The organism is Kitasatospora sp. GAS204B, assembly GCF_029892155.1.
Taxonomy (GTDB): Bacteria; Actinomycetota; Actinomycetes; order Streptomycetales; family Streptomycetaceae; genus Kitasatospora.
In genome coordinates this window covers 129959-143599 of the sequence record NZ_JARZAG010000012.1, presented here as the reverse complement: position 1 = coordinate 143599, position 13641 = coordinate 129959, and the positions used below count along the sequence as shown (strand labels likewise).

8 protein-coding genes are annotated in these 13641 nt (G+C 74.0%); 5 read left to right on the top strand and 3 right to left on the bottom strand.

The features are described from left to right. The 4 genes from P3T41_RS18520 (at position 1) to P3T41_RS18505 (ending at position 5008) form a co-directional block, all read left to right on the top strand. Positions 1–693, top strand: a complete 693-nt coding sequence (locus P3T41_RS18520; protein ID WP_280691009.1) for an ABC transporter ATP-binding protein — start codon at positions 1–3, stop codon at positions 691–693. Beyond that, positions 690–3089 carry an FtsX-like permease family protein gene (locus P3T41_RS18515; RefSeq protein WP_280691008.1) on the top strand — a complete coding sequence of 800 codons (2400 nt, stop codon included), beginning with the start codon at positions 690–692 and terminating at the stop codon, positions 3087–3089. The genes P3T41_RS18520 and P3T41_RS18515 overlap by 4 nt, the downstream gene beginning before the upstream one ends. A gap of 165 nt (positions 3090–3254) precedes the next feature. Then, positions 3255–4232: an ATP-binding cassette domain-containing protein gene (locus tag P3T41_RS18510; RefSeq protein ID WP_280691007.1), complete on the top strand. Its 978-nt coding sequence runs from the start codon at positions 3255–3257 to the stop codon at positions 4230–4232. Then, positions 4229–5008 carry an ABC transporter permease gene (locus P3T41_RS18505; protein ID WP_280691005.1) on the top strand — a complete coding sequence of 260 codons (780 nt, stop codon included), beginning with the start codon at positions 4229–4231 and terminating at the stop codon, positions 5006–5008. The genes P3T41_RS18510 and P3T41_RS18505 overlap by 4 nt, the downstream gene beginning before the upstream one ends. Here the strand turns inward: P3T41_RS18505 and P3T41_RS18500 are convergent. Next, positions 4992–8267, bottom strand: coding sequence for a BTAD domain-containing putative transcriptional regulator (locus P3T41_RS18500; protein ID WP_280691004.1), 3276 nt, complete (start codon positions 8265–8267; stop codon positions 4992–4994). The two genes, P3T41_RS18505 and P3T41_RS18500, sit on opposite strands and share 17 nt — an antisense overlap. Before the next feature lie 157 nt (positions 8268–8424). Continuing rightward, positions 8425–9483, bottom strand: coding sequence for an alpha/beta fold hydrolase (locus P3T41_RS18495; RefSeq protein ID WP_280691003.1), 1059 nt, complete (start codon positions 9481–9483; stop codon positions 8425–8427). A 246-nt stretch (positions 9484–9729) separates the two neighbouring features. Here P3T41_RS18495 and P3T41_RS18490 point away from each other — a divergent pair, with 246 nt between their 5' ends. Then, on the top strand, positions 9730–11826 hold the full coding sequence (locus tag P3T41_RS18490; protein ID WP_280691002.1) for a hypothetical protein: 2097 nt from the start codon (positions 9730–9732) through the stop codon (positions 11824–11826). On the opposite strand, the gene P3T41_RS18485 is transcribed toward P3T41_RS18490, so the two are convergent. Then, positions 11814–13634, bottom strand: coding sequence for a translation initiation factor 2 (locus P3T41_RS18485; protein ID WP_280691001.1), 1821 nt, complete (start codon positions 13632–13634; stop codon positions 11814–11816). The two genes, P3T41_RS18490 and P3T41_RS18485, sit on opposite strands and share 13 nt — an antisense overlap. Between the last annotated feature and the right edge of the window lie 7 nt (positions 13635–13641).

The window sequence follows — 13641 nt, the reverse complement described above, 5'->3', positions numbered from 1 at the left end:
ATGAGCACGCCGGTGATCGAGTTGAGCGGCGTCAGCCGCCGCTACCAGGAGGGCCCCGCGGCGCTGGACCAGGTGTCGCTGACGGTGCGGGCCGGCGAGTCGGTGGCGATCGTCGGACCGTCGGGCAGCGGCAAGTCCACGATGCTCAACCTGATCGCCGGCCTGGACCGGCCGAGCGCTGGCACCGTCACGGTGGACGGCACGCGGGTGGACGCGCTGAGCGAGGCCGGATCGGCGCGCTTCCGGCGGGCGAAGATCGGCATGGTCTTCCAGTTCTTCAACCTGCTCGACGACCTGACGGTGGCCGACAACGTGATGCTCCCGGCGGAGATGGCCGGCACCGGACGCGGCGCGGCGCGCCGGCGGGCCGGCGAGCTGCTGGCGGCGCTGGGCATCGAGCGGCACGCCCGGGCCTACCCGGGGCGGCTGTCCGGCGGCGAGCGTCAGCGGGTCGCGGTGGCCAGGTCTCTGATGAACCGTCCGCCACTGCTGCTCGCCGACGAGCCGACCGGTGCGCTGGACTCCGCCTCCGGCGAGGACGTCAAGGCGCTGCTCAACGAGCTGCACGCGGACGGCCAGACGATCGTCACGGTCACCCACGACCTGACCCTGGCACAGGCCTGCGCGACCCGGACCGTCACCATCGCCGACGGCCGGATCGCCGCCGACGTCCGCACCGAGGCCGTCCGATGAGCGGCCTGGGCAGGGTGGTGCGATCGGGCGTGCGCCGCCGCCGGGTGCAGACCCTGGTGACCGGGCTGGCCACGATGCTGGCGGTGACCGTGTCCGTCCTCGGCGGGTCGTTGCTGGTGGCCTCCGACGGGCCGTTCGACCGGGCCTTCGCCGGTCAGCACGGCGCGCACCTGACCGCGCGGTTCGATGCGAGCCGGACCACGGCCGAGCAGCTGACGTCCTCCGCGCACGCCGCCGCAGTCACCGCCGCCGCCGGGCCGTTCGGCACCGCGACCCTCGACCCGCACACCGGCGCCGACCTGGGCCTGCCCGCGAACGCGAGCCTGCCGCCGATGACCGTGGTCGGCCGCACCGACCCCGGCGGGCCCGTCGACGACGTCACGCTGCTGCGCGGCGGCTGGGCGAGCGGCCCCGGCCAGATCGTGCTCGCCGACAGCTATGGGAGCCCGGTCCAGGACCTCGGCACGGTGCTGGACTACCCCGAGCTGCCCGGTGATCCGAAGCTGACCGTGGTCGGCTTCGCCCGTTCGGTCAGCCGGACGGCGGACGCCTGGGTGTCCCCGGCCGAGCTCGCCTCGCTCGGCGCGCCCGGCACCGCCGGCGGCTACCAGATGCTCTACCGCTTCGCCTCGGCCGGCAGCACCGCGCAGGTCGCGGCCGACCGCGCCGCCGTGGCCTCCGCGACCCCGCCCGGCGCCCTGGTCGGCGCGCAGTCCTGGCTCGTCACGGCGCAGGGCACCAACCGGAACACCGCGCTCTTCGTGCCCTTCCTGGTCGCCTTCGGCCTGCTCGGCGTGCTGATGTCGGTGCTCATCGTCGGCATCGTGGTCTCCGGCGCGGTCGGCACCGGGACCCGGCGGATCGGCATCCTCAAGTCGCTCGGGTTCACCCCTGCCCAGGTGGTGCGCTCGTACATGGGGCAGGCCCTGGTGCCGGCGGCGGTCGGCACCGCGGTCGGTGCGCTGGCCGGCAACGCGCTGGCGATCCCGGTGCTGTCCGCCACCGCCGACGTCTACGGCACCACCACCTCGGGCGTCGCGCCCTGGGTCGACGTGGTGGTGATCGGCGGCGCGCTCGGTCTGGTGACCGCCACCGCCTGGGTGGCCGCGCTGCGGGCCGGGCGGCTGCGCACCGTCGACGCGCTCGCCGTCGGCCGCACCCCGCGGGCCGGCAGTGGCCGGCGCGCCGCCCGGCTGGCGGCCCGGCTGCCGCTGCCCCGGCCGGTCAGCCTGGGCCTGGCCCAGCCCTTCGCCCGCCCCGCCCGGATGGCCGGGATGGTCGCGGCGATCGTCTTCGGCACCGCCGCCGCCACCTTCGCGGTGGGCATGGGCTCCTCGCTGAACTGGGTGCAGGCCGCCAAGAACCACGACACCGCCGATGTGGTGGTCAACGCCTTCGGCCCGCCGACCGGGTCGGCCGTGGCAGGACCTGGCGCGCCGTCGAACGTCACGCCGCACCGGACGCGGGCCACGGCCGATCCCGCCGCGATCACCGCGGCCGTCAACGCCCAGGCCGGCACCGAGAAGTACTTCGGCACCGCCGGCACGGAGGTGACCGTGCCGGGGGTGGCCGGGACCACCAGCGTCTTCGCCTTCAGCGGCGACTCCTCCTGGGCCGGCTTCACGATGGTCTCCGGACGCTGGTTCACCGCCCCCGGCGAGGCCGTGGTGCCGTCCACCTTCCTGACCGCCAGCGGCACCCGGCTCGGTGACACCGTCACCCTGCAGGACCACGGCAAGGCGATCGGGGTCCGGCTCGTCGGCGAGGTCTTCGACCCGCACACCCAGACCGACGAGGTCCTCACCGAGGCCGCCACCCTGGCTCCGGCCGAGCCCGACCTGCACCCCGAGACCTACTCGATCAAGCTGAAGCCCGGCACGGACGCGGCCGGCTACGCCACCGCCTTGAACGGCACGCTGGCGCCGCTGGGCGTCACCGCCGGCAGCGGCCGGAGCCACGGCGAGAGCGGCACCATCGTCGCCCTCGACGCGCTGACCGCGCTGCTCACGCTGATCCTGGTCGCCACCGCCGGCCTGGGCGTGCTCAACACCGTGGTGCTGGAGACCCGCGAGCGGGTCCGCGAGATCGGCGTGGCCAAGGCGCTGGGCATGACTCCCCGGCAGACCGTCACCATGGTGCTCGCCTCGGTCACCGTGGTCGGCCTGATCGGCGGCGCCGTCGGCCTGCCGCTCGGCCTGGCCCTGCACGCGGTGACCGTGCCCGCGATGGGCCACAGCGCCGGCCTCGACTTCCCCGCCGTGGCCATCGACGTCTACCCCGACTCGGAACTCGCGCTACTGGGCCTGGGCGGGGTGCTGATCGCCGTCCTCGGCGCCCTGCTGCCCGCCGGCTGGGCCGCGCGGACCCGCACCGTCACGGCGCTGCGCACCGAGTAGGGCCACGCCGCGGAGCGTCGGCCTGGTCGCGTCAGGCCCTCAGGCCGTGTCAGGCCCCGTGTCAGGTCGTGTCAGCGAGCTGTCAGCGATGCCTCCAGGGGCTATCAGCGGGTCCGGCCATGGTGAGCACGTCAGCAGGAAGCGACCAGGAAACAGGCGGACAAGATGACCACCTCAGACCAGCCGGCGATCGTGGCCACCGGGCTACGCAAGTCGTACGGCGCGAAGACCGTCCTCGACGGTGTCGATCTGCACGTCCCGGCGGGCACGATCTTCTCGCTGCTCGGGCCGAACGGGGCCGGCAAGACCACCACGGTGCAGATCCTCTCCACCCTGGTCCGGCCGGACGGCGGCCAGGTGCGGATCGCCGGGCACGACCTGGCGGGTGAGCCGGACGCGGTGCGGGCGGCGATCGGGGTCACCGGGCAGTTCTCGGCGGTGGACAAGCTGCTGACCGCCGAGGAGAACCTGCGCCTGATGGCCGACCTGCGCCATCTGGGCAAGGCCGAGGGCCGCCGGCGGGCGGCCGAACTCCTGGCGGGATTCGACCTGGTGGACGTGGCCAGGAAGCCGGCGGCCACCTTCTCCGGCGGGATGCTGCGGCGGCTGGACCTGGCGATGACCCTGGTCGGCGGCCCGCGGGTGATCTTCCTGGACGAGCCGACCACCGGCCTCGACCCGCGCAGCCGGCGCGCGATGTGGCAGATCATCAGGGACCTGGTGGCCGGCGGCACGACCATCTTCCTGACCACCCAGTACCTCGAGGAGGCCGACCAACTCGCCGACCGGATCGCGGTGTTGGACGGCGGGCGGCTGGTCGCCGAGGGCACCGCGCACGAGCTCAAGCGGCTGGTCCCGGGCGGGCACGTCAGCCTGCGGTTCACCGACCCCGACGGCTTCGAACGGGCGGCCCGCGCGTTCGGCGAGGTGACCTGCGATCAGGACGCGCTCACCCTCCAAGTGCCCAGCGACGGCGGCGTGGAGTCGCTGCGCTCGCTGCTCGACCGGCTCGACGCCGAGGCGATCGAGGTCGGCGGCCTGACCGTGCACACCCCCGACCTCGACGACGTGTTCCTCGCCCTCACCGGCCGGTCGACCGCGACCAACCGGCCCGCCACCACCGAACTGGAGACCACCCGATGAGCACCAGCACCGCCGCCTACGCCCTGCGCGACTCGTCGACCATGCTGCGGCGCAAGATGACGCACGCGCTGCGCTACCCCGGACTCTCGCTGGGCGCCGTCATGGTCCCGGTCGTCTTCCTGCTGCTCTTCGTCTACGTGCTCGGCGGCGCCCTGGCCACCGGCGTCGGCCACGGCAGCGCCTACATCAACTACCTGGCCCCCGGCATCATCCTGATGACCGTGACCGCCGCCGCCACGTCCACGGCGGTCTCCGTCTGCACCGACCTGACCGAGGGCATCATCGCCCGGTTCCGGACCATGGCCATCTCCCGGGCCTCGATCCTGGTCGGCCACGTGCTGGGCAGCGTGATCCAGACCATGGTCAGCGTCGGGATCGTCATCGGACTCGCGCTGGCGATGGGCTTCCGGCCGTCCGCCGACCCGGTGCACTGGCTCGCGGCGATCGGACTCATCACCCTGCTGACCTTCGCGGTGACCTGGCTGGCCGTCGCGCTCGGCACGCTCAGCAAGACCCCGGAGGGAGCCAGCAACATCGTCCTGCCGCTGGCGCTCCTGCCGTTCATCGGCAGCGCGTTCGTCCCCACCGGCTCCATGTCGGGCTGGCTGCGCTGGTTCGCCCAGCACCAGCCCTTCACCCCGATCATCGAGACCATCCGGGGCCTGCTGATGGGTGGCCCGATCGGCGACAACGGCATCATCGCCGTCGCCTGGTGCCTCGTCATCGCCGTGGCGGCCTCGCTCTGGGCCACCAGGCTGTTCAACCGCCAAGCGTGACGGCGGCCAGCTCCCGCACCGCCCCCACCGTCCCCAGCGACAACCCGGCACCGCTCCGCGCCGCCTCGGTGAACTCCTCGCCGAGCGCGGCGCGCGCCGCGTTCTCCACCCGTGCGGGGTCGGGACGGGACAGGTCGGGGCCGCCCCGCACCGCCCGGCTCGCGGCCAGTAGGCAGGCCGCCTGGCGCGGGCTGCCCTGGCGCAGCGCCTGGTCCGCGACACCGACCAGGATCTGGCCGAGGGTGGGCGCGTGCATGGACTCCAGCGCCAGCGCGAGCGCCTCGCTCCGGTGTGCCCGGGCCGAGGCCAAGTCGCCTTCGGCGGCGTCGAGATGACCCAGCGAGTCGAGCAGCATGGCGCGGAACACCGGGTGCACGGCGATGCCCTGGACGAGCTCCGCCGCCTGCGCCAGTTCGGCCCGGGCGGCGCTCGGCCGGTCGGCCCAGCGGGCGAGTTCGGCCCGCGAGTGGGCCAGCCCGGCCAGCGCGTCGGACCACGGGACCTGCCGGGCCTCCCGCTCGGCCCGCGCCATGACCGAGGCACTGCCCACCCGGTCGCCGAGCAGCCAGCGCCACTCGGCCTGCTTGCCCCGCGCGTACAGCCGGTCCTCCAGCACTCCGAGCTCGATGACCACGGCATCGGCCTGTTCGAGCAGGTCCAGCGCGCCGGTGTAGTCGCCGCGCCGGGCGACCAGGTCGGCCAGCACGCTGAGCGCGAAGGAAGTGCCCCAGCGCTCCCCGATCGCGCGGAACCCGGCCAGCGCCTGCCGGATCCGGGTCTCCGCCTCGGCCGGCGGGCCGCCGACGTTGACCAGCGCGCGGGCGCCTTCGAGCCGGGCGGAGGCCCGCACCCACGGATCCGGGTCGTCGAGCAGCTCCGCCCAGGCCCGGGCCGGTCCTTCGAGGTCGTCGGCGCCCGCCCGCACCCGGTCCATCGGCGCCAGGAAGCGCACCAGCGGGTGGCTGTCGCCGGTCCGCCGGCCGAGATCCCTGGCCGTCGCCAGCAGGTCCCCGATCCGGCGCTCGTCGCCCAGCCCGGCGGTGGCCAGCAGGACGGATATCGCGCAGGCCACGGCCCGCGCCCCGTCGTCGGCCGGGCCCGGCAGGGCCATCGCCCGCGCGGTCAGTTCGGCGCCCTCGGCCTGGTGACCGCCGAGCCACCAGTACCAGCCGGACGCCGCCGCGAGCCGGACCGCGGTCGCGGCGTCGCCCGCCGCGAGCGCGCCGCGCAGCGCGGCGGTCAGGTTGTCGTGCTCGGCGGCGAGCCGGCCCAGCCAGGTCAACTGCTCGGCCCGGCGCAGGTACGGCTCGGCCCGCTCGGCCAGCTCGGTGAAGTAGCCGGCGTGGGCCCGGCGGATCGACTCCAGCTCGTCGGCCTCGGCCAGCCGCTCCAGCCCGTACGCCTTGATGGTCTCCAGCATCCGGTAGCGGCCGTCCTCGGTCGACACCAGCAGCGACTTGTCGACCAGTGAGGCGAGCAGGTCGAGCACCTGGTCCCGGTCGACGGGGCCGGCGCCGGGCTCGTCGGCGCACACCTGCTCGGCCGCGTCCAGGGTGGCGCCGCCGGGGAACGCGGCGAGCCGGCGCAGCAGGGCCCGCTCCGGTTCGTCGAGCAGCTCCCAGCTCCAGTCGACCACCGCCCGCAGCGTCCGGTGCTGGCGCGGTGCGGTCCGCGAACCGCCGGTGAGCAGCCGGAACCGGTCATCGAGGCGGGCGGCCAGCTGCTCGACGGTCATCGTGCGCAGCCGGGCTGCGGCCAGCTCGATCGCCAGCGGCATGCCGTCCACCGCGTGGCAGATCCGGCTCACGGCCGGCAGGGTCCGCTCGCTCACCGTGAAGCCTGATCTGGCCGTGGCCGCCCGGTCGCCGAGCAGCCGGACGGCGGGGGAGGTGAGTGCCTCGGCCACCGCCGCGTCGTGCGACGGCAGGCCGAGCGGCAGCACCGGCCACAGCGCCTCGCCGGTGAGACCGAGCGGTTCCCGGCTGGTGGCCAGCACCTTGACCTCGGGGCAGTCGCCGAGCACCCGGTCGACCAGCGCCGCGGCCGCCTCGATCAGGTGCTCGCAGTTGTCCAGCAGCAGCAGGAGCCGGCGGGTGCGCAGCCCCGCGACCAGCCGGTCCAGCGGCTCGGCGGCGGCTTGGGGCTGCTCCCGCAGACCCGACGCGGCCAGCACGGCCTGCGGCAGGTCGGCGCCGTCGGTGACCGGGGCGAGCTCCACCAGCCAGACACCGTCCGGGAACCGGTCGAGCAGCGGGCGGGCGGCCTCGATCGACAGGCGGGTCTTCCCGGCGCCGCCAGGACCGGTCAGCATGGTCAGCCGGTGCTCGTCGACCAGCCGCCCCACCTGGCCGACGTCCTCGTCGCGGCCGACGAAACTGGCCAGCCCCGCCCGCAGGTTGGTCGGCGGCCGGTGCTCGACGGCGGGCGGGGCCGGGTGTTCGGCGGGCGGTTCGGCCAGTGGCTCGGCCGGGTCTTCCGCCAGGTGTGCGGGGTGGGCGCGGGTCGCCGCGGCCGGCTCGGGGATCGCCGCCAACTCGCCGCGCAGCACGGCGGTGTGCAGCGCGGACAGCTCCGGCGACGGGTCGGTGCCCAGCTCCTCGGCGAGCACCTCGCGCGCCTGCTCGTAGACCGTCAGCGCCTCCGCCGGCCGGCCGGCCGCGACCAGCGCCCGCATCAACGACCCGACCAGCCGCTCCCGCAGCGGATACTCGGCCACCAGCGAGGTCAACTCGCCGGTCAGCTCCCGGCCGTGACCGATCCGCAGATCCGCCTCGATCCGGTCCTCCAGCGCGGCCATCCGCAGCTCCGCCAGCCGCACCACCGGCCCGCGGAAGAAGTCCACGCTCGCCACGTCCAGCAGGGCCGGCCCGCGCCACAGCTCCAGGGCCGCACGCAGCAGCCCGGCCGCCGTCGCGGCGTCCCCGGGCAGCGCGGACCGCCCGGCCGCGGTCAGCCGCTCGAACCGCACCACATCGACCGCGTCCGGCTCGATCACCAGCCGGTACCCGGCCGGGTGGGACTCCACCGTCACCCCCGGCAGCCCCCGCCGCAGCCGCGACACCAGCGCCTGCAGGGCGTTCGGCGCCCCCATCGGCGGGTCCTGCTCCCAGATCCCGTCGATCAGCAGGTCCGCGGAGACCACCCGGCCCGGTTCCAGGGCCAGCAGGATCAGCAGCGTCCGCAGCCGCGCACCCCCCACCGTGACCCGGGCACCGTCTGCGGCTCTGACCTCCAGCGGCCCCAACAACGCGATCTGCATGAGCGCATTGTGCTACCAGGGCGACGGCGGCGGGGACCGGATTCCGTGCCCGTCCTGCCATGGCCGTCCCGGCTGCGGACGCCGGAGCGTACGCGGCAGCCGGGCGAACGGCCGTTGACGATCCGCACGCTGGGCGGTCCCGGCGCCGCCCGCCCGGTCAGCGGACCGGCTCCCGGAGCCGCGCGGCGAGCCAGTCCGCGGTGGCCGGGAGCCACTGCGCGCGGGCGTTGCCGAGCAGGTGGTCGCCGTGCGCGACGAGCAGGTACTCGCCGCGCGGGGCGGCCGCGGCCAGTGGCGCGCCGTTGGTCACGCCCGGGATCCGGTCCAGGCCCCCGTCGACGACCAGCAGCGGCTCGGAAATGCTGCCCGCGACCGGCGTCAGGTCCAGGAGGCGTGCGAACTCCCTTGCGGCGTCCTCGGATCCGCAGCGCTGGGTGAGCGTCTCGGTGACGAACGGGGGCAGCTCCGCCCAGTCCAGCGCGGTCGGACCGCTCACCGTCGCGGTGGCCCGCACCCGCGGCTCGCGCGCGGCGGTCAGCGCGGCGTAGTAGCCGCCCATGCTCAGCCCGATCACGCCGATCCGCTCGTGGTCCAGGTCGGAGTGGGCGTCGAGGACGTCCAGGACCGCGCCCACCACCTTGTCGTAGTCCGGTTCGGGGGCCGAACTCGCGGCGAGCAGGCCCTGCCCCGGCCCGTCGACGGCGGCGACGGCCAGGCCCCGGTCGAGCAAGGCGTCGGCCACGTCGTGGAACTCCTCCTTGCTCGAGTCCATCCCGGGCACGAGCACCACCAGCGGCGGGCGCGCGACGCCGGCCGGGCGCCGGAGCCGCCCGATGAACCCCGGCCCCTCGATCCGCACGGCCGCCGGCTCCAGCAGGGCCAGCGAGCGGTGCATCGCCTGGTCGGCGGCAGCCTCGGCCCCCGCGAGCGCCGCCCGGTCGGGGTGCGGCAGCACCGTCGCGCAGTGCAGCCACCCCGCGGCGGTCCGGTAGGCGGCGGCCGCCGACACGGTGTTCCCGGCCGCCTCGGCACGCTCCCCGGCGCCGAGATGGGCCCGACCGGCCTGCACCAGGGCGGCGGGCCAGTCGTACAGCGAGGTCAGCGCGGCGGTCACCCGGTCGTACTCGAACGGGTCCGCCCCGCCGCCGACCACCCGCGAGCGGTTGGCGGCGACGAAGGCGGGCAGCAGGTCGGGGCTGTCGAAGAACGAGGTCATGGGAACCACTCGACCCGACCCGGTGGGTGACGGTCCAACAGCCGATCCGCCACTTCGACAGCTGCCGGTTGTCAGCCGAGGTCGGGGCCTCGCCGGCATCCTCGACGATGTCCAGCTGGGGTGCCTTCGGGGGCTGCCGGCTCCTCCTGGTCTGAGCCGACGTCCGGCAGGTCCGCGAAGAGGTCGCCGGATGCTTGATCGGGCTGTCTGACCGTCATGCCCGCCCCGCCAGCGTAGGGTTGGCGGGTGGCTGAGGAGACGTACAACAGCGTTGACGGGCAAGCCCACGTGGGGGCGGTGTTTCAGGCCCGGCACATCGGCGAGCTGCATCATCATGTGCACGCCCCAGTCCCTCCCGAGCAGCCGGCTCCGTTCCAACTCCCGCCTGAGTTGCCGTACTTCGAGGACCGCAAGGCCGAGCAGGAACGCATCCTGCGGGCTGCGCGGAGCCATCCTGGCCATGGCGGGCCGCTGGTTGTCGCGCTGACCGGGATCGGCGGGATCGGCAAGACCGCCATGGGGTTCAACGTCGCACGCCGGCTCAGTGATCGGTTTCCCGACGGGGTGCTGTACCTCGACCTCGACGACCTGCGCCGCGATGGAGTGGTGGAGCCCGCGGACGCGGTCGGGGAGCTGCTGACCGGTCTGGGCGTCGCTCCCGACTGGCTGGAGAGGTCCTTCGCGGGCCGCTCGAAGCAGTACTGGACCCGGACCCACAGCAAGCGCCTGCTCGTGGTCGTCGACAACGCCCGCTACGGCAGCGAGGCTCTGCCGCTGCTGCCGTCGTCCGCGGGGAGCCTGGCGATCGTGACCAGTCAAGGCCAGCTCCACGACCTCGACGGGGTGGCCACCGTGGAGGTGCTGATGACCCCGCTGGAGCTGGACGACGCGGCGCGGCTGCTGCGGCACATCGTGAACGACCCGCGTCTGACGGCGGAGCCTGACGCCGTGACGGAGTTGGCCCTGGGCTGTGCTGGGCTGCCCGCGGCACTCCAGGTCGCGGGCCAGTGGATTCGCAAGTACCGCCGGCGCAGCCTGACCCGGCTGGTTGCCGACCTCACCGCGGAGCTGCACGAGAGGGGCATCCCCATGGTGGAGGCGGTGTGGGACGCGGCGTACTCCGGACTGGGACCGGAGGCCGCACGGACGTACTGCCTGCTGTCGCAGTTCCCTGCTCCAGTCGTCACGGCCCTGCCCGTCGCCGCGCTTCTGGGTGGCGGGCTGGTGCAAGCCGAGGACGCCCTCGAGGAGTTGGAGGCGGCCGGCTTGTTGGAAGGCAGGCCCGATGGCTTCCGCATGCATGACCTGCTGCGCGGACACGCCGACCGCCGCTCCCGCCTGGCCGACGCTGACGCAGTGCAGTCGGCGCAGGCGCGTCTAAGGGTGATTCGCTGGTACCGCAGGCAGGCTGCCAGAGCCGACCTGTTGGCGGCCGGCCCGCGGATGACCTTCGCCGCGGTCGAACCGCCGGTCGGTGACACCCCCGATGTCGAGTTCGCCGGCAAGGTGGAAGCCCTGCGGTGGATGGAGTCGCACAGGCTCGCCCTGTACGGCTCTGTCCGGATGGCCTTCGAGTTCGGCCTGTACGAGCACGCGTGGGCGCTCTGCGAACCACTGTGGACGCACTTCCTCGACCATCCGCACTACGCGGATGTCATGGATGCGTTCCAGGCCGGCGTTGCCGCCGCCGACCGGTCGGAGCACCTGCAAGCGATGGTCCGGATGCGGTGCCAGCTGGCCCGACCGTTGTGGGAGCAGGAGCGGTACGAGGAGGCGGCGGAGCAGCTCCAGCAGGCGTTGAGCGCGGCCGAGGCCATGGGCGACTCGTCGCAGGAGCGCAAGCTCAAGGCCTCGGCGGTGGAGTTCCGCGGAAAGCTGAAGTCCGTCCAGGGCGAATGGCACGCTGCGGCCGTGGACTTCGAGCTTGCCAGGCAGGAGCATGCGGCGATCGGGAACGCCTACGGAGTGCTGCTCCAGACCTATCTGCTCGGCCAGGCCGCCCTGGGCACGGCCGAGCCCGAACGGGCGGTCGAACTGCTGAGGGAAGCACATCGAATGGCCCGCGAGCAGGAGCGAGCCCGGATGACCGCACGGACCGGCTTCGAACTGGGCCGTGCGATGCGGCGCTTGGGACGTGCAGCAGAGGCGGCCGCGCTGTCCCAGCAGGCATTGGCACACGCCCGCGAGCGGGGCGCGACCACCGATGAGGTTCGCGTCCTGAAAGAACTCGCCGGTCTCGCGGAGGAGACCGGGGCGAGCGCTGAGGCGGCGGAGTACCGGGAGGCGGCACGGATGCTCGTCGAACGCCTGGGTGGCGCTCTCGACACGGATCAGAGTTCGTAGTCGAGATCGGCCTCGTCGGGTTGCGTCACCCTGACTTCGACGGTGATCGGGCCGACCGTGCAGGTCAGCGTGGCTTGAGCCGTCGGACCGGTGGCGTCGGCCAGCCACGCGTGAACTGCCGAGAGCGCAGCGGCCGGGTCCACCCGGAGAACCCGGCCGTCCGCGTTGCGGACCCCGATGTGGACGCTGAGCAGCCCGGCCGAGCGGTGCCTGACCAGGCACCGCTCGGGCGTGAGGATCGCGGCGGCGGTCCGGCACCCGGGAAGTTCGGCCAGAGTTCGGGCTGTCCAGCCGGCCGCCGTCCACCTGTTGGTCGAGACGGCGTCAGGTGCGTCGTGCGGAGCCGGCCCGCTGCGGCGCCAGAGCAGCGACGCGCTCTGCAGATGCCGGGGGCCCGCCACAGGGTGTTCGGCTGCCAGGTGGTGCGCTGCCACGGAGGTGAACGCGGGAAAGCGCTGGACGTTGACCCGGAGGTCGGACACTTCGGCCCGTACCGCGTAGGCCGGGGGCCGACCCGCAGCCGGATTCGGATGGGGAAGTGGGGGCGCCTCGATCGGAACGCTCCGCGGTCGCAGCCGCAGCAGCCGGTACAGCTCACGGCGAAGCCGAACCAGCGACCTGCCCTGCAGTGAGAAGGCGGTGTCCGCGAATCTGCGGGTGCCGGCAGCGGCAGCGGCCTGCAGCGCGTCCGGCAGGGCTGCGGCCTCGGGCAGCGACGGCACCGTGGCCAGCAGGTCCGACATGGGGCTGCCGGGTATCAGCTCGCTCCCGCCGTCGTAGGCGCCTACGACGGTTCGGTCGAGCGCGGCGGCGTAGAGCGCGGTGGAACCGTGGTCGGTGATCACCGCGTCGGCAGCGACCAGGAGCGCGGCCCACTCCTCGTGGGGCCTGGCCAGGACGAGGCCTGCCCCCAGAACGGGCGCGAGCTGCCGGGAGAGGTCGAAGGTTCCGGTTCTGCTGTACTCGTTGGGGTGCAGGACCAGCGCGAACTGGTAGCTGTCATGGGGGAGTCCGCCGACGAGGGCGGCCGGCAGCTGTGGTCTCCTGGCCAGCAGCGACTCCGGGCCCCAGGTGGACGTGAGTACGACGAGGCGACGCTCGCCGGTGCCCAGCGAGGATCGGTACTCCTCCCGAAGGCTGACCGAGCGCAGAATCCGGTCCAGCGTCGGATCCCCCACCACGGTTGCCTTGGCGGCGGCCGGCGCACAGCGCTCGGCGAGACGGTCCAACTGGCTGGCGTGGGCCAGCGCGTGGAGGGCGGCCCGGGGATTGCCGCCGTCGAGCAGGAAGCGAGGGTCGAGGCCCGACGGGAGGTCCCAGGAACCCTCATGGCTGATGGTCTTGTTGAAGCCCGCGCCGTGCGGGAACAGCACGAGCGGCCCGGACAGAACCCGGAGCGGTCCCTTCGGACTTGCGGTCAGGATCAGGTCATGCGGACGGCGGCGGGCGTCCTCCCACGCGACGCTGCGGGCACCGGAGCGCTCCAAGGCCGCGAGGGCGTCCACATCGAAGTCAGAGCCCGGCACCAGCGTGAAACGGGTGCTGATGCGCTCGTCCCCGGCGAAGACCGGCAGGACGTCCAGGAGCCGGTGCAATGCGCCCGCCGAACGAACGGCGAGAAGTACTGCCCGCTGCCCGCTGCCCGCTGCCCGCTGCCCGCTGCCCGCTGCCCGCTGCCCGCTGCCCGCTGCCCGCTGCCCGCTGCCCGCTGCCCGCTGCCCGCTGAATCTTTCAACCCTAGCAGGAGGATTCGGGTGATCGGAAACGCGCTCGCTCTGGGGCGAGTCGTATGGGGCCTCCTGGGGCATGACGGCG